Raw genomic sequence first — 24015 nt, forward strand, 5'->3', positions numbered from 1 at the left:
GCGATTGGACAAGGTTTCCGCGCTGAACGATACGCTGAGCCGTCTTCGAGACCATTCGAGTTCCCTTCGCGAAGAAGGCGTGGCGTGATCTCATGCACTATCGCCTTACGGAGATGCGGCTCGCTAGCCGCCCATTCGGTAATTCGCCTTTTGCGCGGCAAACTGATAGACAACTGTGCCAGCTACCACAGCGCCTGCTGCAGGAAAAATATGCTCTGAGGATCAACATCTGTTCCTCGGCCAGTAAACCGGACCTTTATGAGAAGGCCTCTTTTGAATCGAGCCACAGCGCATATGTCCTTGTCTGCCACGTAGTTCTTGATCCGTAACGTATAAAGCTGTTCTGTCTTCGCGAGAGGTTTATCCGAGCTCACTTCGGTTGTGGAGCTATCCGCCTGTTCTCATCGCGGAGTTCACGGTAGTCGGAAGGGAAACTGATCCGGAATTGTTTGTCACTCAACCTTTAAGAATCTAGACCAATCGGCCCGAACTCGAGAAGGCGCATAGCATTGTGGTAGTGCCCCCCGAGTTTCCTCGACGTCAAAACGTGCATTTCACTCTTGCTCAACAGTTCATGATTGCCGGGCTGATCGTCTTGATCGCCGGCATGACGGTCATCGGGCTCTGGGTCACTGACAATATCGAAAGGGCGATCGTGCAGAACCGGGCGGATTCAACGGCGCTGTTCGTGGACAGTATCGTTTCTCCCCTCTCCCAGGTCCTCGCGCGCCAAGCTGCGATCGATCCCGCCGCACAGAGCCTCCTGCTGGCAGCGGTCGAGACCGGACCTTTGGCCGAACGCTTCTTCTCGTTCAAGATCTGGACGCCGGAAGGAGCCGTCGCCTTCAGCAGCGATCCGGAACTGGTTGGACGAAGGTTCGCTCTCCAACCGGAAATGCGCGCCGCCCTACAGGGCGAGGTGGTGGCAGAATTCGACGAGATGGCGGGAGCCGAGCATGTTGTCGAGCGGGACAGCGGTCAAGAGCTTCTGGAGATCCATAGCCCCATACGCGATGCCGGGACCGGCCGGATCATCGGCGTTGCGGAATTCTACAGGCCCGCGGCGGATATCCGCGAGGTGGTGTCGCGGGCACGTTTTCGCAGCTGGCTGGTGGTTGCCTCCGCAACGATCGGCATGCTTGCGCTTCTGTTCGTCATCGTCGCACGAGGAAGCCGTCGCATCGAACAACAGCGACGTCGGCTGGATGATCAGGTGGAGCATCTCTCGCAACTGCTTGCCGCCAATACGACGCTGCGAGAAGCTGTGGACGAGGCCGCACAGCGCGCGGTAACCTTGAACGAGCGCTACCTGCGCCGCATCTCCGCGGATCTCCATGACGGACCCGCTCAGCTTCTCGGCTTCGCCGTCCTGCGGCTGGAGGCCATCCGCAAGGGCAAGGGGCGCCCCGACGACGAAGCCTTGGTTCGCCGCTCCATCGATGACGCGATCTCCGAAATCCGGAGCCTCTGCCAGGACCTGCAGCTGCCGGAACTGGAGGGCCTGTCGGGTCGAGATGTTGCTCTGCGCGCCATAAAAGCGCATGCGTTCCACTCGGGCGCCACAGTAGAGTCGGCGGTTGCGGATGTCGTGGTGGAAACGCACGGCGCCAAGATCTGCCTCTATCGTTTCCTGCAGGAAACCTTGAGCAACGCGACGCGGCACGCCGGAGCAAGCCATATCCGCGCCGAGGTTTCACCCCACGGCACCGGCATCATGGCTTGCGTCAAGGACGATGGCGCCGGTTTTTCCAGTGCGCCCGACCCGCATCGGCCGGGGCTCGGTCTGGCGGGCCTGAAAGAACGGATAGCAAGTCTCGGAGGACGCATGGAGATCGTTACGGCGTCGAACGGCGCGCCTTCTGGAACATCGGTCAGGATGTTCCTGCCATGAGCGACGTGGCAGGAAAAGCCGAGGTACTCCGGGTCGCTATCGTCGATGACCACCCGATGTTTCGCATGGGGGTCGTTCGCGGCCTTGAGGACGAGGCCGGTCTCGAAATTGTCGGTGAAGGCGCAAGTGCAGCTGACGCCGTTTCCCTCTTCCGGACGCATAGGCCCGATATCAATCTGCTCGATCTCTCGATGCCGGGGGGAGGCCATGCCGCTATTCGCGCCATCCGCCAGATCGACCCGAACGCCTTGATCGTCGTATTGACCGCATCTGCCAGCGATGCAGACGTTCGCGACGCCCTTTCCGCCGGAGCCAGCGGCTATGTGCTCAAGGGTGTCGAGGTGGAAGAATTGCATCAGGTGCTGCGGTGCGTTGCGAGCGGCAAGACCTGCATTCCTGAAAGCCTCGTTCTCCGCCTCCCCGGGCGCCCTCCGGTTAACGGTCTGGCGACGGGTGCCGGCCATTCCGACGTTGCCGCGATACCCGCACTGACACCGCGAGAAGAGCAGATCCTCCTGCTCGTCTCGGAAGGTCACAGCAACAAGGAAGTCGGGCGTTTGTTGGCGTTGCAGGAAAAATCGATCAAGCACGTCATGACCCGCATTCTCAGAAAACTACGGGTCCGCAACAGGACAGAAGCCGCGATGGTTCTGCGCGACTGGCAGCAGCGGGCAAAGCTTTAAGCGAAGCGGCCGCGTATCCATGGACATCATCCGTCTCCTGCCGGAGTCTGAGTATCGCTCGTCGGCCCTTCACAAACGCATCCGGCAGTCTCCGCGATACGGACCTTGGTCCGCATGGATCGAACCTGCGCATCCGTTTAAGTGGAGTGATCGAGAACAGATTAAGCCTGGCCGGGCCGTCCACATCGAAGCACAGCAAGCAAGCCGCAGGTTGCGGCTCTCCGAACCTTTTCAAGGAGCACTCCATGCACGCGCATCCCTTTATGACGGCGACCGCCGTCGCCGCTCTCCTGGCCCTGTCTCCATCGATGTCAGCAGCTGCCGAGCTGAACGTCTACACGACCCGCGAGCCTGCCCTGATTGCGCCGCTTCTCGAAGCTTTCACCAAATCGACCGGGACGACGGTCAAGACGGTCTTCCTCAAGGACGGCCTTGCTGAACGCGTGGTATCCGAGGGCGAAAGCTCGCCTGCCGACATCCTGATGACCGTTGACGCCGGCAACCTCGTCGATCTCGCCGAACGGGGCGTCACGCAGCCTGTCGATTCCGACGTGCTGACGTCCGCTGTTCCCGCGCAGCTGCGCGATGCAAAGGGTCACTGGTTCGGGCTCTCCATGCGCGGACGCGTCCTTTACGCGGCCAAGGACCTCGACCTGACGACCTTCCATTACGAGGATCTCGCCGATCCGAAATACAAGGGAAAGGTCTGCATTCGCTCAGGCCAGCATCCCTACAACACCGCACTTTTCGCCGATTATATCGCACATCACGGCGCTTCGGAAACCGAGGCTTGGCTTTCGGGGGTCAAGGACAATCTTGCCCGAAAGGCCGCCGGTGGCGACCGCGACGTCGCCAAGGACATCCTCGGCGGAATCTGCGACATCGGCATCGCCAACACCTACTATGTCGGCCTGATGACGTCGGGCAAAGGCGGCGAGGAGCAGGCGAAATGGGTGCAGGCAATCAAGGTCGTGCTGCCTACTTTCAAGAATGGCGGCACGCAGGTTAACATCAGCGGCGCGGCCGTGGCCAAGCATGCGCCCAACAAGGCCGAAGCCGTGAAGCTGCTGGAATACCTCGTTTCCGACGATGCACAGAAGATCTACGCAGAGGCGAATTACGAGTATCCCGTCAAGGCCGGCGTTGCAGCCGATCCCATCATCGCCGCGTTCGGCCCTTTGACAATCGACAAGACCCCGTTGTCCGAGATCGTCGGCCATCGGAAGGAAGCAAGCGCGCTGGTCGACAAGGTCGGCTTCGACAACTGATCCGCTAACACGGCGCTCCTGGGGAGCGCCGTCTTGGCGAAACCTCCGGACATCGCAATGCCTGCCAGTTCCCCGGCCACCGGCCTTTTCAGACCTTCCGGCAGGCGCTGGCCGGGCTGCGCCGGGCTTGTCGTCCTCGTCGTCTCGCTGCCGTTCGCCGGTCTGGCGTCCGAAGCGTTGAAAGGATCGCCCGGCCTCTGGGCACATCTGATATCGAGTATCCTGCCGGTGGCGTTGGTCGATACGGTGATCCTTCTCACCGGCGTCGGCCTTCTCACCGCCACGCTCGGCACCGCCGCTGCATGGCTGGTCACGGCGTATGCGTTTCCCGGCAGGCGCATTCTCGAATGGGCGCTGCTCCTGCCGCTCGCCGTGCCTACCTACATCATCGCCTATGCCTATCTCGACATTCTCCACCCGATCGGGCCGGTCCAGGGCGCCGTCCGCTGGCTGCTCGGCTATGAAAGTCCGCGACAGTTCCGCCTGCCGGATATCCGGTCCATGGCAGGCTGCATCCTGCTTCTAGGCTTCGTGCTGTATCCCTATGTCTATACCCCGACACGGGCCATGTTCCTGACGCAGCCCGGCAATCTGATAGATGCGGCCCGCACGCTTGGCATGTCGAGGCATGCGGCTTTCCGGCGTGTCGCCCTGCCCATGGCGCGGCCCGCCGTTGCTGTCGGCGTTGCGCTGGCCTTAATGGAGACCCTGAACGATGTGGGGGCGGCTGAGTTTCTCGGCGTGCGGACGATGACGGTGTCGATCTACACGACATGGGTCACCCGAAGCGATCTGCCCGGCGCGTCGCAGATCGCGCTCATGCTGCTTCTGATCGTCGTCGGACTGGTCGCCTTCGAACGGTGGGCGCGGCGCAAACAAGGTTATGCCGGCGATACCCGCCGCAGCCGCGGCATGACACCGGTCCCTACGGGACGCCTGAAGGGCCTGCTGCTGCTTTCAGCAGGCCTTGTGCCTGTGCTGCTCGGCTTCGTTGCGCCTGCCACCTACCTCGTGACGGAGGCCTGGAAACGTTACCAGTTCGCGGCGCTCTCGCCGCGCCTCCTTCAAGAGGCCGTCAACACCATCGTGATCGCCATGCTCGCGACAGCTGTGACGATCACGCTCGGCCTCCTCATTGCCTATGCGGCCCGCCTGCGCCCGGCCACCGGCTGGTTCCTGCGCCTTTCGACGCTCGGCTATGCCGCCCCGAGCACCGTCGTTGCCATCGGCGTTCTGATCGTGCTTGGCAATGCGGACCGCTTCATCGATGGCGCCGCCCTCCAGTGGCTGGGCATCTCCACCGGCCTCGTATTCCTGGGGTCCGGCGCTGCCGTCGTCTATGCCCTGACCGTGAGGTTTCTCGCCATCTCCGCCGGCGGCATCGAGGCGGGATTGTCGCGCATCCCCCTCTCGCTCGACCATGCCGCCCGCACCCTCGGCCAGTCGCCGTCCGGTACGTTCCGGCACATTCACCTGCCCCTATCGAAGACAGCGATTGCCGCCGCCGCACTGCTGGTCTTCGTCGATTGCGTTAAGGAACTGCCTGCAACGCTCCTTCTTCGTCCGCTCAATATCGAGACCTTCGCAACCCATCTCTACGGCGAGGCGGCGCGCGGCACCTATGAGGAGGCCTCGATCGCAGCGCTTGCCATCGTCGCGATCTCCGTCCTGCCCGTCATCTTCCTGTCCCGCGTCGGCATCGCAGGACCGGCGTCGTCAGTGCTGGCGCGGGATAACGACCATGGCGAGGGTGTCCGGATATGACGGAGCCCGCAGTACAGCTGGAGAACGCGAAACGCAGCTTCGGAAGCACCGCCGCACTCGACGACCTGTCTCTCGATATCCCTCAGGGAGATGTGCTGTCGCTCGTCGGACCCTCCGGCTGCGGAAAATCGACGCTTCTGCGGGTGATCTCCGGCGTGGAAAGGCTGGATTCCGGGCATGTCTTTCTCAACGGTCGCCCCGTTGACGGCGATGGCTTCATCGAACCGGAAGCCCGTGGCGTCGGCTTCATGTTTCAGGACTACGCGCTTTTCCCCCATCTGAGCGTTCGCGATAACGTCCTTTTCGGACTGAAGAAACGCAAGCGCGCCGACGCGACGGCCCGTGCGCAGGATCTGCTCGGCCGGCTCGGCATCGCGCACCTTGCCGGCAGGTTTCCCCACGCTCTGTCCGGTGGGGAGCAGCAGCGGGTGGCGCTTGCAAGGGCTCTGGCGCCGGAGCCCGGCATCATCCTGATGGATGAGCCCTTCAGCAACCTCGACCAGGGTCTTCGCCAGCGCGTGAGAGACGAGACGCTCTCGGTGCTGCGTGCTTCCGGCACCACGGTTATCATGGTCACGCACGACCCGCAGGAGGCGCTGTCGGCCGGGAACCGCGTGGTGCTGATGCGCAAAGGCAGTATCGTGCAGGCGGGAACGCCCTACGATCTTTACGACCGGCCGGTAGACGCCTACGCCGCGGCGTTTTTCAGCGCCCTGAATGCGGTGCCCGGCTTTATACGTGGCGGGAGGGTGGAAACGCGTGTCGGAACTTTCGCCGCGCCGTCCGGTCTTACGCGGGAGGGGAAGACGACCGTCTTTATCCGCCCTGATGCGATCCATGTCACCACGGTTCCCGGCGACGTTCAAGCGCGAATCCGGCAGCGCGTCTTTCTCGGCACCACGGAGAATGTCGTCCTGGAGGTCGAGGGACTAGACCAGCCGCTGACTGTCGCCACCCCTACCCGTCTGCCAGTGGACGCGGATATGGTCTTCTTCTCGGTCCTGCCGAGGAAGGTCCTGATCTTCTGAATGCGCCTTCGGACATGCTCCTGTCATTGCCGGCGGCATGCCCGTACGGCGGAAGGATCGAGTGGTCTGCCGGCTGAAAGTGATACTTCTTCAACCACGGCGTGTGAGCCGAAGAAGGACATTCGACTGGTAGCGAAAAGACACAAGGCAGAAGAGATTGTTACGAAGCTTCGTCAGGTTGACGTGCTGAATGCACAGGGCAAATCAATGGCGGAAGCGATCCGATCGATAGCGTAACGGAAGTTACATATTATCGCTGGCGGGCTGAATACGGTGGCCTGAAGGACGATCAGGTAAAGCGCCTGAAGGACTTGGAGGGCGAGAATGCGCGTCTCCAGCGGGCCGTTTCCGATTCGACACTGGACAAGATAATCCTTGCGGAGGTCGCCAGGGGAAACGTCTAAGCCCGCCCGCCGCTCTGCCTGTGTGGACCATGTCACTGAAGAACTTGGTCTGTCCGCGCGACGGGCAAGCCGGGTTCTCGGCCAGCATCGTTCCACACACAGCAAAAACGCAAAGACACCGGCTGACGAAGCGGCATTGATCGCCGACATTACGGCGCTCGCCCTCCAATATGGCCGCTATGGTTATCCCCGGGCCAACAGCCAATTGTCTTCAATTGGCGTAAGGTGTCGCATCACGGCGATGCTGCACCACGCGGGTTGGATCGTGAACGTCAAACGGGTCGAGCGAATATGGCGACGGGAGGGGCTGAAGGTTCCATCCAGGCAGCCCAAGCGCGGTCGGCTCTGGCTGAACGACAGTTCGTGTATCCGGCTTCAGCCGGAGTACCCCAACCATGTCTGGTCCTACGATTTTGTCGAGGACCGGACGCACAATGGAAAGAAAATCCGCATGTTAAACGTGATCGACGAGTTCACGCGAGAATGCATCGCCATCAGGGTCGAGAGAAAGCTGAAGGCGGTCGATGTCATCGATGTGCTCTCTGATCTGTTCATCCTGCGCGCATCCCGGCACATATTCGTTCCGACAATGGTCCTGAGTTCATCGCCAAGGCTCTGAGGGAATGAATTGCGCTGGTCAGTGCCAAGACAGCGTACATTATGCCGGGCAGTCTGTGGGGAAACGGCTACTGCGAGAGCTTCAACTCGAAGCTCAGGGACGAACTGCTCAATGGAGAAATCTTCTACACGCTCAAGGAGGCAAAGATCATCATCGAGGGTTGGCGGCAGCACTACAACACCTGTACGTCCGCACTCATCGCTCAACTACAAGCCACTGGCACCCGAAGCCACCGTGTGGCCCCGCCAGAACGGACCGGCATCAACCCCGGCGGTGGCGGCTAGACCCAGCATGCACTAACATTAAACCCGGATCAGCCGATGGCGGCAGGGCAAATGACGCATGTCGTATAAGGACCATAACGAGCCGGAATATCAGCCCAACGCGCACCGGTCCGCAGTCGCCAGAAATTCCCTTCAGCACCCGCCGAACATCAACGCGAGCCTTGCTACGCACCTTCGTCGGAAGAAGTGGCTTAATCACTGACCACTCAAAAGCCGTCAAATCGAACCGCGCCATCACTGCCTCCGGATCAATACAGGAAGTGAATCACAATCCATTCAAACAAAAACTATTTCACGGGTATGTGATCTAGGGCATTTTGGGGCGCATCTTCTGAAAACACGGCCGACCCCAACCGAAGGGGGCCGCGCGACGACGGCCCCCTTCTTGGACGATGAACGGAATAAAAGTGCATTTTGTCGATGCTCAGGCAGCCTGCATTCGGGTGGCGGCATTGCGCAACTGCTGAGTTACTGCGCGTCGCCCGAGATCGAAATTGCCGAGCAGGCTTTCAAGGCCGGCGCTTTCCTGCGCAAGACCAGCACCTGCGGCGTTCATTTCCTCGACCATTGCGGCGTTCTGCTGGGTGGCTTGATCCATGTGATTCACCGCCGTATTGACCTCCGCAAGCCCAACCGACTGCTCCTGCGCGGCGATGGCAATTGCGTCCATATGCACATTCACCACTTGCACGAGGCTCTCGATCTCGCCAAGTCCCTGACCCGTCTCGCTGACAAGCTTGACGCCTTCGGCTACAGCCGTCGCAGAGTTACCGATAAGCGTCTTGATCTCCTTGGCCGCAGCAGCAGAGCGTTGCGCAAGCTCGCGAACCTCTTGTGCAACGACAGCGAAGCCCTTTCCGGCCTCACCAGCCCGCGCTGCCTCGACCCCGGCATTAAGCGCAAGAAGGTTCGTTTGGAATGCAATTTCATCAATCGTGCCGATGATCTGGCCAATCTGGCGTGAGGAATGCTCGATTCGCTCCATTGCAGTCACTGCATCGCGCACAACAGCACCCGACCTGTCGGCCTGGACGCGCGCGTCGCGCACTACGTTACGTGCTTCGCCTGTACGCTTCGAGGTCGAAACGACGTTGGCTGTAATTTCTTCCAAAGCAGCAGCAGTCTCTTCAAGCGAGGCAGCCTGTTGCTCGGTGCGACGAGCTAGATCGTCTGATGCAACGGAAATTTCGCGGGCGCCGCTGCTGACCGTAGATACGGACCCCTCGACACTTTGCAGCGCATCGCGCAATTGGGCAACGGAAGAGTTGAAGTCACTGCGCAAAGCCTCGAATTGCGGTGCAAGAGGCACTTCAATCTCACAAAGCATATCTCCGGCCGCAAGGCGCTTCAGACCGGCAGCAAGGGAACCTGTAGCCTGGGAGAGCCGCGCTTCGGCTTCGCTTTCGGCGCGTCGTTGCGTCTCAATACGGTCCCGCTCCGCAGCGATCCGGCTTTCCTCAGCCCCGGCTTCGAGCTGCCTGTTGCGGAGGGCGGCCAGACGGAATGTCTCCAGCGAGACGGCCATTTTGCCAACCTCGTCCCGACGATCAAGAAAGGGGATATTAAGGTCGGCATCGCCCTGCGCCAGTGTCTGCATGGAGTGCGTCAGGGCGCCGATCGGACGGACAACGCGGCAGACAACGATCAGCAAACCAGCAAACCCCATGACCAAAGTACCGAGCAAGAGTGCTGTATAGGCGATGACAGCCTGCAGTGCTGCTGATGCGAGATCGTTGGCCGTATCGTTCAGAACCATCATCGCCTTCAATGCTACATCGGCGATTGTTGCCTGCCCCTTGGCGCTTCCTGACTGCCAGTCTTCAAGGCTCACGCCGGCAACACTGCCGCTCGAAACGTTCTTGATAATCGACTTGTGCATCTGGTCAAACTGACCACCGAAAAAGGTTGCTTCGGCATTGGCAAACGACGCTTTCAACGAGGCGGCGGTGAGAGGATGATCGATCAGCGTTTTGACCTGCTTCCATGCATAGGCGGCGCGGCCAAGGCTCGTTGTCATATCAAGGATATCTGCTTGAGGCAGGACTTCACCGTTGGCTGTTGCCTTGTTCAGCACAATTGCGGCAGCTCCGACGGAAGCGCGGGTGGTCCATGCGTTGACCCGAATTTGGATGAGATCCATCAACGAGTTGTCCAGTGTGCGAATGCCGGCCTCGGTTACATTGGATGCAGCCTCTAGGTCGGTCAACAATTCTGCGCCCGACGACATCAGGGTCTCACGGACCGATTTGTCACGCGCTTCGAGCGGTAGGGCCAACTGACGATCGACGTCCTTGCGCTGGGCTAGGTTGCTCTCATAGGCGGTCTTGATCTTAATGAGCAGCGGAGCGAGCTGCGGGTCGTCTACAGATGCCGCAGCCGCACTAAGATCGACCATTGCAGCATCGACCTTATTGCGGTCGTCCGGCAGCATGGCGAGCGTGCTCCGTGCCTTGTCTGCCGAAGTCGACAACACCGTCGAGCTATGCCCGCGCTCAAGCCGGAAGTTCAGCAAAACATCGAACAACGCCTTGTCAACGGCCGTGCGCTCAGCCACTTCCCTGAATGTCCCGTAGTCAACATAGGAGATGTAAAGAGATTTGCTGACAAGTGTGCTTAGCGCTATACTGATCAGTATGAAGACAGTGATGAGAACATTACGAATTGAGAACATATCAGCCCACCCAATAGAAGCTGGATTTAGATAACATTGAAGGATATAGGTTCTGGTCTAATAACCTATTAATAAAATTTCCTTCAACTCCGGTATTCATGTCGCGGGCTGCATCGATAACTGCGAGGGTTGACTGAACCGCACCGGGTTTGCCGGAGGCTCCAACTTCTGAGAAAGTGGAGCCACCATGAGCAAGGCAACGAACAAGTTTTCACCTGAAGTCCGTGGGCGTGCCATGCGTATTGTGCTGGACCACGAGGCCGAGCATCCCTCGCGGTGGGCTCCCGTTTCCTCTATCGCTGAAGATTGGCTGCTCGCCAGCCACGCTGCACAAATGGGTCAAGAAGACCGAGGTCGATAGTGGCAAACGAGCCGGCCTGCCGAGTGATGTGTCCGTGAAGATGAAGGCTTTTGAGCGCGAGAACCGCGAGCTTCGTCAGGCCAACGAGATTTTGCGCAAGGCATCTGCGTATTTCGCGATGGCCCCTTTCAGCGAATGCAAGCATTCGCTTGCCGGGCAAGGAGAGCTCGACCGCCCCTTCAAGCGATGATCTCGTTCATCGACGAACACCGTGGTGTGTTCGGGGTCGAGCCGATCTGCAGACTACTGCCGATCGCCCTGTCAACCTACTACGAGAATGTCGCCAAACGCCTGGACGTGGATCGCTTGTCAGTCCGCGCCCGCAGCGATATCGGCCTGAAGATCGAGATACGTCGTGTCTTCGAACAGAACTTCCGCGTCTATGGCGTTCGCAAGGTCTGGCGGCGATTGCAGCGCGAGGGCGTCGACGCCGCCCGTTGCACTGTCGCCCGGCCTATGAGGGCGATGAGCCTGCAAGGTGTCATTCGGGGAAAGCCGATCCGCACGACGTTCTCGGACAAGTCGGCCCCGAGCCCGCTTGACCGGGTTAACCGCCAGTTCAAAGCCCCAGCACCTAACAGGCTGTGGGTTTCGGACTTCACCTATGTCGCCACCTGGCAGGGTTTTGTCTACGTGGCCACGCGACAAATGCTGCGCATTTGCGCGGATGTCATCGACCTATTTGCTCGTCGCATCGTTGGCTGGCGGGCGAGCCCGATGGCACATCAAGCTTTGTCCTCGATGCCCTTGAGCGGGCACTTCAGGATCGGCGTCCCGTTCATGGCGGCGGCCTCGTGCACCACTTAGACAGCGGGCTCAATACGTGTCCATTCGCTACTCCGGGAAGTTGGCAGAAGCTGGCATCGAGCCTTCTGTCGGAAGCGTCGGCGACAGTTACGACAACTCTCTCGCCGAAACGATCACCGGTCTATACAAAGCCGAGGTCATCCATCGGCGTGCACCATGGCACAGCTTCGAGGCGGTGGAGTTCGCCACCTTGGACTGGGGCGATTGGTTCAACCACCGACGACTTCTCGAGCCAATCGGGAATATACCGCCAGCCGAAGCTGAAGAGCGGTATTACGCTATGCTGCAAGATGCAGCCATGGCCGCATAACTTAAACGAAATGGCCTCCGGCAAACCCGGTGCGGTTCAGAACTCATAGAGCAATTCGATCCAGCCTGATACGTATCGAGATGAGCGCGCCGCTCGCTGGCCATGCATACGTTATGGAGCCCCCGAGCGTCCCGGTCATGGTCCGCTCCATCAGCTTGCTTCCGTAGCCTGCCGGACCCTGAGGTGGCGCGACCTCGGGACCACCCTGCTCGCTCCAGGTGATATCAACATCGTCCCCGACGATGGTTCCGGCCACGTTCAGAGTTCCGTTGGCGCTTGATAGAGATCCATACTTCAGCGAGTTCGTTGCAAGCTCATGAACGACGAGAGCCAGACCAGTCGCGGCCTGCACGCCAACCCCCATTCTTGGAACAGCAACGCGGACCCGTCCGGAGAAAGGCGAGATGCTGTCATAAGGGGCAAGCAGAACGGTGAAGAGATCGCCGAGCAGAGCCGCTTCGCCCTGCCCGTCCGGCAGCGGCCGCACGAGATCGTGGGCGCGACCAAGTGCCGTCAGCCGTCCCATGAGCTGTTCGGTCATCTCCTCCTTAGAGGATGAAGACCGGGACGTGATCTGGGTCAAGCCACTTGCGATGGCCAAGAGGTTCTTGACACGGTGGCTCATCTCTCCGGCGAGCAGCTCATGTCCCTCTTCGGCTTGCTTGCGACCAGTAACGTCGAGAAAGATGCCCGTCATGATGCGCTCGACGATGCCTTCGTCATTGCCCTGGCCACGTGCGGAAACCCAGCGGACGTTCGGCCCGACGATGATCCGGAAGTCGATCTCGTAGGGGCCGACGATTACCCTAGTCGCCGTGAAGGCGGCTCTGACGCGGTCTCTGTCGGCAGGATGGATCTTCTCGGAAAGTCGCTCGAATGTCACGACACCGTCGGCACCGATGTCCCAGAGCCGGTAGCCGTGGGGATCCATCAGGAAGACGTCGGTATCGACGTGCCAAGACCACAGAGACACCCCTGCGGCCTGAATGGCACGGCGAAGATGCTCGGGTCCCCAGTCAGGCTGGTTAGCAATATTGGTATTCATGGGTGTCCACTCATCGCCGTCCTCACATGCAACGTCGGCAATGAGTATAGATGCATGCAGACCCGCACAATCGTCCGTGTCGCCTTCCTGCTCGGTGCCGAAGGAAACTTGTCTCAGCCTGCCCAAGCGGACCAAGATCAGTCGACGGAGAATCCTGAAAATGCGGGAGTCGTGGGATCAACCGCCTCATCCGTCGCCTCATCCTCCGGATCGGGGTCGTGCTGGTACGCGACAGCCTTGCTCTTGGCGACTTCCTCGAGCGCCGAGAGGACGTCCTCCGTGCGCCAGCCTGCCAGCACGGCCCTGTCGATAACGTCCTGAACCGGAAGATCCAGTGCCACCTGGCATGCAAGGTCATAGTCCGAATGGTTCGGAGGGAACGATGGAGAAACGACGTCCATGTATTTTCCTTAGCTCAAGCCAGATACGAGTTAGCCAGCGCTTGTTGAGTGGCCTAGACGAAGCTCTCGAAGTCGCTCGCTCTTCTTTTTCCGTGCCTCGACCTCGTCCTTGAGCATGGCTTCAACGGCTATCTTCGTTTGGGCGACGTTGCCTAAAGCCGCAACACCTTTGGGCCTGCGCTTGCGCTTCTCTTCAGACACCTATCCATCTCCATCACCAGCTTTGAGACAGCAGGAAACATGCTTCGCAAACACCCAACGTCAAGAACCGGATTCAAGAACAGAATATATACACCACAGCTAAACAACGGAACTCATTCCCGGATTCTTTGTTAGGAACGGCATCCACCGGAGCATATCAATGTCGTCAGCTATATTATTATTTGCGAGTTTTACGCCGTTCTTGATTGCCGTAACGCATTTGTGGTTCGGCGCACGCCGGGGAAGTTCGTTCAGAAGCCCACGGGAATGGTAGAGCCGACAGTAGGCGCAATCAGCACATCTGTGCTGTCTCCATGCTTCTTATAGCTGCAAGTACCTCGCGCTCGGAGTATGGCTTGCCTACGAAGCCGACTGGCTGCCATTGTCTGGCCAACCGCCTCGTCTGTTCATCCAGGTTTCCGCTGACGAACAACGACGGAATATTCCATCGCTCACGCAGCGCCTTTGCCGTCTCAACGCCATTGGAACCCCTCGCGAGGTTCACATCCATGATGGCAACGTCGACCTGACCCTCTACCCTGTCTGCAAGACGGATCGCCTGTTCCATGTCCGATGCCTGACCGACCACAGAATGGCCGGCGTCGATCAGCATGTCTTCCAGATCCAGAGCAAGAAGCATCTCATCTTCAACGATCATGATCCTCATTGGCATCAGGAAGCATCCCTCCTGAACGCCAGCTCAGCCTGATACCGTCCATCCGTAGATGTCTCTGTAAAGTTCGCTCCGATCTGAGCAGCCATCGCAGCTACGATCCTTTTTCCGACATCCAGCAGCACCTCATCGTCATCTGGCCTTTGTCGTCCGGAAACGGAGAGAGACAGCATCCCGTCTCCTGACTCACGCAGAGACACCACTATCTTGTCATCGGGGTTCTGCACCACTCTGCTGATCAGCTCGTTCACGATCACAGAAACCGGAACGGCGGCTTCAGGTTGCAAGCGGATCGGATCGACGGAAACCGTGAAGTCCTGTCCTTCGCTTCCTACGACATCGAGATAAAGCCCGCGCAGGTGTTCTGTCATATCGACGCTCAGCGCGTGGCTATCCCTGTAGAGCCGCTCATGAACCGAAACGATAGACCTCACGCGAGAGATGGCTCTGCTCAATGTCTCTCTGCAATTATCATCCGTCACACGGCGCGCCTGCAGCCGAAGCGTACTGACGACAAGCTGGAGGCTGTTCTTGACCCGGTGGTTGAGTTCGGCGAGCAGGCGGTCCTTCTCCTCGAGAAACTCGGCCTGCAGGGCAACCGCGTCAGCGAGCTCCGCTTCCCGGTTCCGGTCGGCGGTCACGTCCATCAGCACGCCGATCAGCCGCACCTGGCCGGTCGAGGTGCGCAGCACTTCCCCTCTGGAAATAACATGCCGCACGGCACGATCCGGCCACACGATACGGTAGGAGATTTCGATCACCGTCTGGTCGACGGAGCTCATTGCGGCATCCACAGATGCGCGAACCTTTGCAAGATCCGCCTCATGCAGGCGTGCGTAGAACGGCGCAGCGACGGGACCGCCTTCGCCGGGTGCAAACCCAAACATTCGATCGACGAGATGACCGCGTCGGAAGATGTCGGTTTCCGGTTCGTATTCCCAGGAGGCCAGATTGGCAGCATGCATTGCCACCCTCAGACGCGCGTCCGCTTCGCGGGAGGCAATGACGCTTTCCGTGACGTCCATCGGGTTCTGAATGATGTACTCGACGCTGCCGTCGGCACCAAGAACAGGCGAATGTACGGGTGTCCAGAATTTCTGCGTGAAGCCACCGCCCGGCTTGGGAATATCGTATTGGATGACGGCCATCTCGTGCGCTCGGCCCGTGGCAAGGACATGACGCAGAGAGACTTCCAGCGGTCCCTGCTCGACGGAACCGACGTCCTCAGGATTCTCCGGGAATGCTTCCAGGATGTGCCGTCCGACGATGTCACTGAGAGACCGGTCGGTGAGAGCCAGATACACGTCGCTGGCACCTACGATCAACAGCTCAGCGTCTAGGACGAGATATGGCTGAGGCATCCCACGGAATATCGCTGCAAAGTCCGTGCGCGTTTCAGGCATTTGATGGAGTACCCTCCCGTGTGGCGGTTCGAAGCGGACCGCAGTGCTGCCGTCGCGTGGGAGATAGTCGAGCGTTCGTGCCCATCCAGAGCTGGAAGCATAGTATCATGGCCGATGCGCTCGAGGCTCATCGGCTTCGTTGATTTCCGGGTCCGGTCGACCCGGCAGATGCAGCGTGAAGCGCGTCAGGCCGCCGGACGAGGAAACGGTGAGCGTCCCGCCGTGTGCTTTTGCGATCTCAGACGCTATGTGCAGGCCTAAACCAAGACCTTCACTATAGCCGCGCGATGCTCCTCTCACGAAGGGTTCGAAGAGCCGCTCCATTGCGTCATGCGGGATGGACGGCCCCTCGTTAGACACCATGACGGTAAGATCGCCGGCCGCGCTGCTGACCGCTGTGATCGAAACTGGACGGTTCTCCGCTCCATGCGTGATGGCATTGCCAAGCAGGTTCGACACGAGCTGAGCGATACGGCTCGGATCGCAGTCTACCGGGGCCTTCAAGTCGAACTCGACATCGATGACGCGATCAGGATGCGTTGTGCTCAGTTCTTCGACGACCTGGGTCAGGATCGATGGAAGCTGTTCAGTCACGCAGCGCGTGAGCCCGATGCCGTCGCCCAGTCTTGCGCGAGCGAAGTCCAGGACGTTGTCGATGAGGCCGAACATCCGCTGGATGCTGCCGTCCATGAGACCAAGAATTCGCGCTCCACGCTCCGTCGAGCCTTCGCGTGAAAGTGCCCTCACGCCGGCCGACAGTGCAGCGAGCGGGTTGCGCAGGTCATGGCCTAGCACCGCGACAAATTCTTCCCTGAGCTTACCCGTTTCCAGCTCAGTCAGTCGTGCGGCTTCCGACGCTTCGCGTGCCTCCACCAGATCCCGCTCGTATCTCCGACGCTGAAGCGCAGGGAAGACGGTGATCCGGATTGAAGCCTCCAGCTCGGCGATACCATGCAATTGCGCACTCATGCTTGCCGCGAACCTGCCTCCGTCAGCGGCTAGAAGATCGAAGGAGATCTCGTGGGAGAAGCCTTGAAGCTGCAACAACGGTATGAAGTGCGTCTCGTACGAGATGCGTCCCGACACGCTGAGTAATGACGAAAACCGCTGCCCGAGAAGCGCATCGCGGGAATACGCGAGCCACTTACAGAAGGTTCGGTTCACCTTTGCGATCTTCCCGTCCCTGTCGAGAACGAGGTAACCACAGGGAGCATCCTCGAAAAGATCTTCCGTCGTCGGCAATCCTGTTGATGGCGGTGTTTGCATAGCGGTCAGATGAATGCCTTGATCGCGGCCGTGACGGCGTCTGGCGCGCTCAGGTTGGGGCAATGGCCAGTGGCGTCGATCACAACGAGCGCGGCATCAGGGATATTGGCGGCAACGTAAGCTCCGATGTGCTCCCCGGCCAGAATGTCGTCCCTGCACTGCACAACCAGCGCCCGGGCCAAGACGTGCGGAAGATCGGAGCGGTTGTCTGACGTGAAGGTGGCCCGGGCGAAGACGCGTGCAACCTCGGGATCCATCCGGCAAAAGGCAGCAGCCAGTTCCTGTCCCAGCTCCGGCCTTCCACCGTTTCCAACGATTGCTGGAGCCATCGTGTTCGACCATGCGGCGAAGTTGTCGGCCATGGACGCCAAAAGTTCGTCGACATCGCTTTCGGAAAACCCTCCGATGTAGTCTCCGTCATTTAGAAAACATGGCGACGGGCAGACCAATACGAGCTCATCGAACAACTCGGGCGCCTGGATCGATGCGAGAACGCCGATCATCGCACTGACGGAATGCCCGACGAAAACTCCACCGCGCACGTTCGCCTCACGGGCGATTTCGACAACATCGTCGGCGTAGCCCTGCAATTTCGCGTACTTTGCAGGATCGAAAGCGGTGCTGTCGGATCCTCCGTTTCCCACATGGTCGAATGTCAGGATGCTGTAATCCTCAGCGAAGTCGGGAGCTACGTATCGCCACATGCTCTGATCGCATCCGTAGCCATGGGCAAACATCATCGTCCTGGATCCGACACCTGTCGTCATGACGTTGTTGCGAGTGTGTGCAGAGACAGGCATTCCAAGTCCATTCGCAGGCCGGATAGAACCCGGACAATTAGAGACAAAGGGGCTTCATTCGAATATCCCAAAAATCAAAGATATCATAGTTGTAACCCCCGCACACCACGCTACTGTTGCAACTGATCCCACCGGAATCAATGTGCCAGCCTCCCGCGTACCGCTACCGGAGAGAGAAACGGCACCAAGCTCATCTAGAGTTTGGTGTAGACGTGGACGTCGATCATGACAGCCGAAGAGGTGTCCTCCTGAAACGACGAACCGGTCCGTCTTGAGACGCTATTGTTCATCCCGTCGGCCAGAGTTGCCTAACTACAGAGGCCGCCGCGATACCTCTTGTAATCCCCCTGATCGACACGATCTGAGATGGAGTGACAGCTCGCGGAACGGGCGCTGTCATCGAGGCAAAGGAACCTTGCCCCAATCGAGGATGACGTCATGTCTTCCCATGTAAACGTTCAGGCTTCTTTCAAGCCAACACCTCCATTGAGATCCGGATCGTCCCGGCCGAATGAGCATGCCTCATGGGTTTGGATCCAACACGGAAGCGCAGGTCAATATGTCGCTTAGCTTCCCCAACCTGTCCCGCAACTTCGACAGCAGAAACCAATGTGTTCGCTTTGTCGGGTATGACGGGATGTCGGAGACCAAATTCTTCGTCGCGGCCGATGCCCTTAGCTCGGCGAAATCTCAGCGGAATACCAGCGAGGATGACTACCTTGCATCGTTCGACGATCTTCGTAGCGCGATCCTGAAGGCTGCCGATGCCGCATATACGAAGAAGCGCGGAAACATGATCGGACTGGACGTCCAAGATCTTCGTTAGCTTGTTACGACGGCTGCTGCTCCGATGTCGGCGAAAGCTTGCCTTCTTCCCGCCCCTACAAGTTGCTGGGGGATCGGACATCAAACACCGCATGCGAATTAAAGAAACGAACCGCTAGAAGCGCGGCTCAACAAGGACAGCAAAATGATCGAGTTTCGCCCGAAAACGCCCGCCGAACTCAAGAGAGACACCGACAACGCGCTTCGCGCAGCCGTGTTAGAGAAGGCTGCTCCCGTCGGCAAGAAAACCGCCCGAGTGCCCGAAGAGCCCGTAGACACGCCCTGACGGCGTTATGCACCTCTCTTTATTCTGCCACCCTCGGCAAGCGCTGCACAAACTTCACATAAACGAAGACTGGAACACGTTCATGAACGTTCATTTTGACATCAACGGTCATCAAGTCCGCGAGATACGAAGCGTCCTGGCTTCGGTCGGCATCACCGAGGGGACTGCCTATCGCGAGGTGCCCTTCGATCCGGCGACAAGAGCCCGCGGCGAGCATACCTTCGACTTCAACGACGAGCAGACCGCAGCAGACGCGGCAACGACCTGGCAGAAACATGTTGAACGCCGCGCTGCTTTTCAGCGCTGAGTGACCAGGCCGCTCCAGATCGATATCGAAGGAGCGGCCTGATGATAGCTTCTACCTCGGCAGATCGGCCGTGAAAGCCTCGAGGACGTCGATGAGGACACCCTGCACCGCATCAGTGCTGAAGTCGTTCAAAGGGATGATGCTGTGGCCAACCGCGACACTCTGCGCCGACGACCGGCTGTAATGCTGGAACTGGATATGATCATCCGTCAGACTGACCGCGCTGCGGATGGAACGCCCGGAAATCGCACTCGCAAGTTCCATCTCCACCTTCGAAGACGTTCCTGCTGACGGTTCGGTCAGCCGCATCTTCGGCATGTCAGCCATCTGGAGCTTCTGGTTCAGTGTCTCGATCGCGCTTTCAATTTTGGGGCGGAAGGTCTGAACCCAGTTTGTCTCGACCCATTGCTTGCGCTCGGCCTTGCGCGACTTGATGAGACTTGCCTCCTCCTGCTTTCGTCGGGCTTCCCCCTCAATGCGGCTCCCCATTACCAGAACCTTGTTGAGGCGCTCGTCGATTGGCTTCGTCATGCTGAATCCTGTTGCAATTCTACGGTTGGAAAAGCGGAACCGCTGACGCTCGAGACACATCAGGCAGCGGTGCTAGATAGTCCGAAGGGTCATTGGCCCGCAGGCTGGTTTCGTCGGGAAGCAGAAGCTGCGGCGATAGTATCTTGGATAAGCAAGTGGCCTGCTCTCGACCTGGTCAAAAGCCGAACAGTGTCGCGAATATCAGAAACACCGACAGAAGCAGCATGACCATGACCGCACCATTCACGACGATCATCGCCGCTTGCCGCAGGTGAAGGTTCCGCCGGGCGTTATGCATGGTTCAGGCTCATGCAGAGCGACATGTTTTCGTATGAGCGAAACAGGTATTGGGTACTGGAAGACATATCGTCCTCCTTTGCATTGAGGCTAGGGCATCAAGCCCTCAAGCGACAGCGCCCGCACAATAGCTGCCGAAGACCTATGATGCGCCGAAACCGCGTCGAGCACAATCGGTGTTGGGTCTCCATACCTCTTCATATCGCGGAGAAATCGGTCGCTCTCTACTGCGGCAGGTCCTTGAGGATGAGCAGTCGGTTTCCAGCGGCGAACGCGACAAGCTTCTCCTGCTCAAGAGCAAGCAGAACGTCCATAATTTCCTCCTGCGAGTAGCCAGCGGCGTTCAAGGGCACTCCCAGGTCCAGAAGGTTAATCCTTACCTCAGGGGCCGCCTTCATCGTGCGCAGTCGCTCGAGCACGGCTGCTTCGATTTCTTCAAACTTGCTCATCGGATCACTGTACTGCCTCCAGACGATCTGGTCGTGCAGAATGTTCTCATCGACACCCTCGTCGACGGAGTGAGCCCGATCTTGCCTGCTTACCCCCGGAAGATTTTGCAAGTCGGACGCGGCATGCGTTAAAAGCCCGGCCCGAGGGCGTCGTTGAGGGAGACAAGTACACGGTATCTCGTACTCAGTTCAGTGGTTACTCCTCACTTCCGAGGGCCGAATCGGAGCACGATGTCATCGAGCACGGGCTCACGGCGCTACTTTGGCGAAGATGGGCGCATCCAATAGATGGAGTGTCCGGTCAACCGAATGCCGACGACCAGCTTGCTGCGAAAACTAACCATTTCATGCGGCAGCGATTAGGGACAGGTTGAAGAGGCGCGCCCCAAAGGGCACGCCTCAACCACGCCGCGTTCCACGCCTTGAACGGAATCGAACCGCTGACCCGTTGTTACTACGCGCCAATGGGAGACATGGCTCCGCACTTCGGTCGCAGTCGTGTTTCGGCCCCATCGCTGCAACGATAGGACCGATCCATGTCTTCGTGAAGCGTCAGTGTCCCCCCACCTTTGCGTTGGAGGTACGTGCACCTGGCGTAAATCCGCGCGCCCGTCCGGACCAGGCGATCAAAAGGGCGATGACGAGCAGAACGGTTAGTGCCCAGGGAAACGCCGTGGGGCCATACGCATCCAAAAGAATACCGCCCATGATTCCACCGCCCGCGATGGCGCCATTCCAGGCGACGACGTTCATCGAAAGAGCAACGTCTGCACCATCACCCGCGGTGTCTGCCAGGGCGGTTTGCAAGAGCGTCGCGGCGCCGCCGAATGTCAGGCCCCAAATGGCAACGCCACCATATATGACCCAAGGTGACATCGAGACGATCCCGAAAAGAAGAGATACCAGGCCGAAGGCGGCTAGACTGGTCAGCACGGTTGCTCGCAGAAGTCGGTCGACCAGCTTTCCCGCCATCCAGATGCCGACGAGCGCAGCCAGGCCAAATACCAGGAGAACAAGGTCGACCCGATCCTGCATTCCGGCCGACTGAACGAAGGGTGCGATGTAGGTGTAGAGAATGTTGTGAGCGAGCATCCATGCAACGACAACGGACAGGACCGGTCGAACGCCGGGGGTTGAAAATACCCGAAGCAGGGGCAATCGATCGCCCTTCTTCTGGCCTGGATAGTCCGGCACTTTCATTACGACCCAGCCGATCAGGATCAAAGTCAATATCGACATAATCCAAAAGGCGGTTCGCCAGCCGACCTGCGCACCAAGCCATGTCCCCATCGGCACGCCGAGCGACAGCGCGATCGGCGTTCCGACCATAGCGATCGCCATCGCCTTCCCTTGTTGGTGTGAAGGGACCATTCGTCGTGCATAGCCTGCCAAAAGGCTCCAGGCCAAACCAGCGGCAACGCCAGCAAAAAACCGTGCGACCAAAGTGAGCGTGTAGTTGGACGAAATCGCTGTAACAGAGTTGAAGACCAGAAAACCAATGATGGTGGACAGTAGGACTGTCCTGCGCCGCCAACTGCTTGTGGCAATCGTCAAAGGAATCGCCGCCAGCAGCGAACCGAGGGCGTAGACAGTCACCATCTGGCCAGCGAGTGATGGAGAAACGGCTAACCCCTCAGTGATCTGCGGCAGCAGCCCTGCGGGAAGCGTCTCTGTGAGAATGCAGATAAAGCCAGTCATCGCCAGTGCCAGCAACCCAGCAACAGGCAATCGTTGGGTGTCTTTTTTAGATTCGGTAGTTTTCATTGATTTCATGAACCTCGATATATGGATCGTACGATCCAGATATCGACATCAAGCACCCTTGGCAAGATATTCTGGATCGAATAGTACAGAATAAATCACGGAGGCACGATATGGCTCGAACTGGGCGGCCAAGGGCGTTTGACAGAGACAAGGCACTGGATGCCGCGATGATCCTATTCTGGGAGCAGGGCTATGAGCCGACCTCTCTCAATCAACTGAAAGCCGCGATGGGAGACATTTCTCCGGCAAGTTTTTATGCGGCCTTCGGGTCTAAGGAAGCCCTCTTCGACGAGGTCGTCCTGCGCTATCAGGCCTCCTACGGGCGCGTAACTGCAAGCCTAAAGAATGAGGCTCTGCCACCACGCGAAGCTATCGAGACGGCTCTGAAGCTTTCCGCAAGGATGCAAACCGACAAGACGCACCCGCTAGGATGCTTGATGATCCTGGGGGCCAACAACTGTGCGCCCGAAAATCGTCACGTAGATGATGTGCTCGCAGCCGACCGGATGCGAAATCGTGCGGGCATCGAAACCTGCATCAGGCGTGCAGTCGATGCAGGAGAGCTTGTCAGCACCACGAATGTACGTGGGTTGGCGACCCTGTTTCATACCTTTCTGATGGGTATCGCATTTGAAGCACGGGATGGTGCTGATGGCGGCGATATCAACGAAGCTGTGACAGCATTGATGCAGATATGGGATCGGCACATGGCGACGTGAGAGTGGCCTGGGCGAAGGGGCGGTACTGGATGACTGCTTCGGGGCGACTGCAAACCAATTGTGTTTAGCTAAGCTCTTGAACGGATTAGAACTCTCGGCGCCATATTTGTCGTTGAAATTTCAAATTGATTCAACTCTCTGGCCTCCCAAGCCGAGATAATGTCCTACGGGTGAACCAACCGCCGACAAAGCCGTAGATCTGATCTCACCACCTGTCCGGTGGTTGAGGAATGTCGCGTAAAGGCAAATTTGTCGTCGGTGCAACAGGGAACAGGCCTTGAAATTCACGTAGTCATTCATTGCAGTCTCGGATGCACCACGTCAGCGTTCTCGCCTTTCTGTGCACTAGCCAGATATACCTCCTCAATGTTTTGAGAGAGATTTCGGTCAAATTCGGCGTTCGGCATGGAAACACGTAGATTCTCAAACAGAGCCCGCGAGAAGCTTCCAATCACCCCGGTGTTCTCTCTAAGTTTTTCACAAGCGACCTTTAGACTATAGCCCCCGGATAAGGCAAAAACTCGGGCAACCTTGGGATGCTCGACAAGGGCTGCGTAGAGATCCGGCTGACTTGGCAAAGTAAGCTTCAATATGACCTGCGTCCCATGAGAAAGTTCGGAAAGGTTCTTGAGGATTTCCTTTACCAATATGTCTTCGGCAATCGCCTTATCCGGGCTGCTGACGAGAACCTCAGGCTCGATAATCGGGATCAATCCACTCTTTAAGATCGTCGATGCCACTTCAAATTGTTGCCTGACAGCAGCAGAAATCCCTTTTTCGGACGCTGAATGCACGACCGAGCGCATTTTCGTCCCAAGGCATCCCTTTTCCAACGCGCGCTCAAGCAAATTGCTAAGATTTGCAATGGGCTTCATCAATTGAACGCCATCGTGCTCGGCTTCTCGACCGCTGTCGACCTTCAGAAAGGAGAAGATTCCGCGATCTTCCCAAAGGTATG

Annotated in this window: 22 protein-coding genes, 3 pseudogenes and 1 other annotated feature; of the genes and pseudogenes, 11 read left to right on the forward strand and 14 right to left on the reverse strand. The window is 58.6% G+C overall.

All coding sequences use genetic code 11. The annotated features are described in order from the left end of the window. The first annotated feature begins 547 nt into the window (after nucleotides 1-547). From BSG19_RS24920 to BSG19_RS24945, 6 genes and pseudogenes are all read left to right on the forward strand, one after another. The gene (locus BSG19_RS24920; protein ID WP_139274832.1) at nucleotides 548-1891 is read left to right on the forward strand and encodes a sensor histidine kinase; all 1344 of its coding nucleotides are present in this window, start codon (nucleotides 548-550) and stop codon (nucleotides 1889-1891) included. After that, a complete protein-coding gene (locus tag BSG19_RS24925) occupies nucleotides 1888-2574 on the forward strand; it encodes a response regulator (RefSeq protein WP_092990714.1) in 687 nt (228 codons plus the stop codon). The genes BSG19_RS24920 and BSG19_RS24925 overlap by 4 nt, the downstream gene beginning before the upstream one ends. Before the next feature lie 263 nt (nucleotides 2575-2837). After that, a complete protein-coding gene (locus BSG19_RS24930) occupies nucleotides 2838-3842 on the forward strand; it encodes a Fe(3+) ABC transporter substrate-binding protein (RefSeq protein WP_092990728.1) in 1005 nt (334 codons plus the stop codon). Between the two features lie 57 nt (nucleotides 3843-3899). Beyond that, on the forward strand, nucleotides 3900-5606 hold the full coding sequence (locus tag BSG19_RS24935) for an ABC transporter permease (RefSeq protein WP_092990715.1): 1707 nt from the start codon (nucleotides 3900-3902) through the stop codon (nucleotides 5604-5606). Continuing rightward, nucleotides 5603-6634: an ABC transporter ATP-binding protein gene (locus BSG19_RS24940; RefSeq protein ID WP_092990716.1), complete on the forward strand. Its 1032-nt coding sequence runs from the start codon at nucleotides 5603-5605 to the stop codon at nucleotides 6632-6634. Before BSG19_RS24935 ends, BSG19_RS24940 begins: the two co-directional genes overlap by 4 nt. 126 nt (nucleotides 6635-6760) lie before the next feature. Next, a pseudogene (locus BSG19_RS24945) lies at nucleotides 6761-7957 on the forward strand (IS3 family transposase). 40 nt (nucleotides 7958-7997) lie between these two features. Here BSG19_RS24945 and BSG19_RS24950 read toward each other — a convergent pair. Both BSG19_RS24950 and BSG19_RS24955 read right to left on the reverse strand, forming a co-directional pair. Then, nucleotides 7998-8176: pseudogene (locus BSG19_RS24950) on the reverse strand (transposase); the annotation flags it as partial. 189 nt (nucleotides 8177-8365) lie between these two features. Then, on the reverse strand, nucleotides 8366-10612 hold the full coding sequence (locus tag BSG19_RS24955) for a methyl-accepting chemotaxis protein (protein ID WP_092990717.1): 2247 nt from the start codon (nucleotides 10610-10612) through the stop codon (nucleotides 8366-8368). 187 nt (nucleotides 10613-10799) lie between these two features. Between BSG19_RS24955 and BSG19_RS24960 the strand changes: the two are divergent. Continuing rightward, nucleotides 10800-12090: pseudogene (locus tag BSG19_RS24960) on the forward strand (IS3 family transposase). After that, nucleotides 11079-11234, forward strand: a sequence feature (AL1L pseudoknot). It overlaps the preceding pseudogene by 156 nt. A gap of 43 nt (nucleotides 12091-12133) precedes the next feature. On the opposite strand, the gene BSG19_RS24965 reads toward BSG19_RS24960, so the two are convergent. The 7 genes from BSG19_RS24965 to BSG19_RS24990 form a co-directional block, all read right to left on the reverse strand. After that, nucleotides 12134-13135 carry a sensor histidine kinase gene (locus BSG19_RS24965; protein WP_092990718.1) on the reverse strand — a complete coding sequence of 334 codons (1002 nt, stop codon included), beginning with the start codon at nucleotides 13133-13135 and terminating at the stop codon, nucleotides 12134-12136. A gap of 137 nt (nucleotides 13136-13272) precedes the next feature. Beyond that, the gene (locus BSG19_RS24970; protein ID WP_092990719.1) at nucleotides 13273-13536 is read right to left on the reverse strand and encodes a hypothetical protein; all 264 of its coding nucleotides are present in this window, start codon (nucleotides 13534-13536) and stop codon (nucleotides 13273-13275) included. 30 nt (nucleotides 13537-13566) lie between these two features. Further along, nucleotides 13567-13737 (reverse strand): hypothetical protein, encoded by a 171-nt coding sequence (locus BSG19_RS26235; RefSeq protein WP_170866107.1) that lies wholly within the window; start codon nucleotides 13735-13737, stop codon nucleotides 13567-13569. A 292-nt stretch (nucleotides 13738-14029) separates the two neighbouring features. After that, nucleotides 14030-14395: a response regulator gene (locus BSG19_RS24975; protein WP_170866108.1), complete on the reverse strand. Its 366-nt coding sequence runs from the start codon at nucleotides 14393-14395 to the stop codon at nucleotides 14030-14032. Nucleotides 14396-14409: 14 nt separating this feature from the next. Continuing rightward, nucleotides 14410-15813 carry a sensor histidine kinase gene (locus BSG19_RS24980; protein ID WP_092990721.1) on the reverse strand — a complete coding sequence of 468 codons (1404 nt, stop codon included), beginning with the start codon at nucleotides 15811-15813 and terminating at the stop codon, nucleotides 14410-14412. A gap of 105 nt (nucleotides 15814-15918) precedes the next feature. After that, on the reverse strand, nucleotides 15919-17079 hold the full coding sequence (locus BSG19_RS24985; RefSeq protein WP_092990722.1) for a PAS domain-containing sensor histidine kinase: 1161 nt from the start codon (nucleotides 17077-17079) through the stop codon (nucleotides 15919-15921). 5 nt (nucleotides 17080-17084) lie between these two features. Further along, nucleotides 17085-17819, reverse strand: a complete 735-nt coding sequence (locus tag BSG19_RS24990; RefSeq protein ID WP_244529429.1) for an alpha/beta fold hydrolase — start codon at nucleotides 17817-17819, stop codon at nucleotides 17085-17087. Nucleotides 17820-18438: 619 nt separating this feature from the next. On the opposite strand from BSG19_RS24990, the gene BSG19_RS24995 reads away from it, so the two are divergent. The 3 genes from BSG19_RS24995 (at nucleotide 18439) to BSG19_RS25000 (ending at nucleotide 19297) form a co-directional block, all read left to right on the forward strand. After that, nucleotides 18439-18705: a DUF1488 family protein gene (locus BSG19_RS24995; protein WP_092990729.1), complete on the forward strand. Its 267-nt coding sequence runs from the start codon at nucleotides 18439-18441 to the stop codon at nucleotides 18703-18705. Nucleotides 18706-18849: 144 nt separating this feature from the next. Then, nucleotides 18850-18990 carry a hypothetical protein gene (locus tag BSG19_RS26240; RefSeq protein WP_170866110.1) on the forward strand — a complete coding sequence of 47 codons (141 nt, stop codon included), beginning with the start codon at nucleotides 18850-18852 and terminating at the stop codon, nucleotides 18988-18990. A gap of 82 nt (nucleotides 18991-19072) precedes the next feature. After that, nucleotides 19073-19297 carry a hypothetical protein gene (locus BSG19_RS25000; RefSeq protein WP_092990724.1) on the forward strand — a complete coding sequence of 75 codons (225 nt, stop codon included), beginning with the start codon at nucleotides 19073-19075 and terminating at the stop codon, nucleotides 19295-19297. Between the two features lie 51 nt (nucleotides 19298-19348). Here BSG19_RS25000 and BSG19_RS25005 read toward each other — a convergent pair whose 3' ends face one another. From BSG19_RS25005 to BSG19_RS25015, 4 genes are all read right to left on the reverse strand, one after another. Continuing rightward, entirely contained in the window at nucleotides 19349-19828 is a 480-nt protein-coding gene (locus tag BSG19_RS25005; RefSeq protein ID WP_092990725.1) for a hypothetical protein, read from the reverse strand. Nucleotides 19829-20003: 175 nt separating this feature from the next. Further along, on the reverse strand, nucleotides 20004-20126 hold the full coding sequence (locus BSG19_RS26530; protein ID WP_280142437.1) for a hypothetical protein: 123 nt from the start codon (nucleotides 20124-20126) through the stop codon (nucleotides 20004-20006). A 223-nt stretch (nucleotides 20127-20349) separates the two neighbouring features. Beyond that, nucleotides 20350-20574, reverse strand: a complete 225-nt coding sequence (locus BSG19_RS25010) for a hypothetical protein (RefSeq protein WP_092990730.1) — start codon at nucleotides 20572-20574, stop codon at nucleotides 20350-20352. A 552-nt stretch (nucleotides 20575-21126) separates the two neighbouring features. Beyond that, nucleotides 21127-22338: an MFS transporter gene (locus tag BSG19_RS25015; RefSeq protein WP_244529430.1), complete on the reverse strand. Its 1212-nt coding sequence runs from the start codon at nucleotides 22336-22338 to the stop codon at nucleotides 21127-21129. 167 nt (nucleotides 22339-22505) lie between these two features. Here BSG19_RS25015 and BSG19_RS25020 point away from each other — a divergent pair, with 167 nt between their 5' ends. After that, entirely contained in the window at nucleotides 22506-23057 is a 552-nt protein-coding gene (locus tag BSG19_RS25020) for a TetR/AcrR family transcriptional regulator (RefSeq protein ID WP_210185420.1), read from the forward strand. Between the two features lie 296 nt (nucleotides 23058-23353). Here the strand turns inward: BSG19_RS25020 and BSG19_RS25025 are convergent. Beyond that, nucleotides 23354-24015, reverse strand: a 662-nt coding sequence (locus BSG19_RS25025; RefSeq protein WP_092990727.1) for a beta/alpha barrel domain-containing protein, incomplete at its 5' end; no start/stop codon positions are given.

Source organism: Rhizobium sp. NFR03 (assembly GCF_900111275.1).
Classification (GTDB): Bacteria; Pseudomonadota; Alphaproteobacteria; order Rhizobiales; family Rhizobiaceae; genus Ferranicluibacter.

Coding starts and splice junctions, on each gene's coding strand:
- BSG19_RS24925 (WP_092990714.1), top strand. CDS start 1,888: ATGAGCGACGTGGCAGGAAAAGCCGAGGTACTCCGGGTCGCTATCGTC.
- BSG19_RS24930 (WP_092990728.1), top strand. CDS start 2,838: ATGACGGCGACCGCCGTCGCCGCTCTCCTGGCCCTGTCTCCATCGATG.
- BSG19_RS24935 (WP_092990715.1), top strand. CDS start 3,900: ATGCCTGCCAGTTCCCCGGCCACCGGCCTTTTCAGACCTTCCGGCAGG.
- BSG19_RS24940 (WP_092990716.1), top strand. CDS start 5,603: ATGACGGAGCCCGCAGTACAGCTGGAGAACGCGAAACGCAGCTTCGGA.
- BSG19_RS24955 (WP_092990717.1), bottom strand. CDS start 10,612: ATGTTCTCAATTCGTAATGTTCTCATCACTGTCTTCATACTGATCAGT.
- BSG19_RS24965 (WP_092990718.1), bottom strand. CDS start 13,135: ATGAATACCAATATTGCTAACCAGCCTGACTGGGGACCCGAGCATCTT.
- BSG19_RS24970 (WP_092990719.1), bottom strand. CDS start 13,536: ATGGACGTCGTTTCTCCATCGTTCCCTCCGAACCATTCGGACTATGAC.
- BSG19_RS24975 (WP_170866108.1), bottom strand. CDS start 14,395: ATGATCGTTGAAGATGAGATGCTTCTTGCTCTGGATCTGGAAGACATG.
- BSG19_RS24980 (WP_092990721.1), bottom strand. CDS start 15,813: ATGCCTGAAACGCGCACGGACTTTGCAGCGATATTCCGTGGGATGCCT.
- BSG19_RS24985 (WP_092990722.1), bottom strand. CDS start 17,079: ATGCAAACACCGCCATCAACAGGATTGCCGACGACGGAAGATCTTTTC.
- BSG19_RS24990 (WP_244529429.1), bottom strand. CDS start 17,819: ATGATGTTTGCCCATGGCTACGGATGCGATCAGAGCATGTGGCGATAC.
- BSG19_RS24995 (WP_092990729.1), top strand. CDS start 18,439: ATGTCGCTTAGCTTCCCCAACCTGTCCCGCAACTTCGACAGCAGAAAC.
- BSG19_RS26240 (WP_170866110.1), top strand. CDS start 18,850: ATGATCGAGTTTCGCCCGAAAACGCCCGCCGAACTCAAGAGAGACACC.
- BSG19_RS25000 (WP_092990724.1), top strand. CDS start 19,073: ATGAACGTTCATTTTGACATCAACGGTCATCAAGTCCGCGAGATACGA.
- BSG19_RS25005 (WP_092990725.1), bottom strand. CDS start 19,828: ATGACGAAGCCAATCGACGAGCGCCTCAACAAGGTTCTGGTAATGGGG.
- BSG19_RS26530 (WP_280142437.1), bottom strand. CDS start 20,126: ATGCATAACGCCCGGCGGAACCTTCACCTGCGGCAAGCGGCGATGATC.
- BSG19_RS25010 (WP_092990730.1), bottom strand. CDS start 20,574: ATGAGCAAGTTTGAAGAAATCGAAGCAGCCGTGCTCGAGCGACTGCGC.
- BSG19_RS25015 (WP_244529430.1), bottom strand. CDS start 22,338: ATGAAAACTACCGAATCTAAAAAAGACACCCAACGATTGCCTGTTGCT.
- BSG19_RS25020 (WP_210185420.1), top strand. CDS start 22,506: ATGATCCTATTCTGGGAGCAGGGCTATGAGCCGACCTCTCTCAATCAA.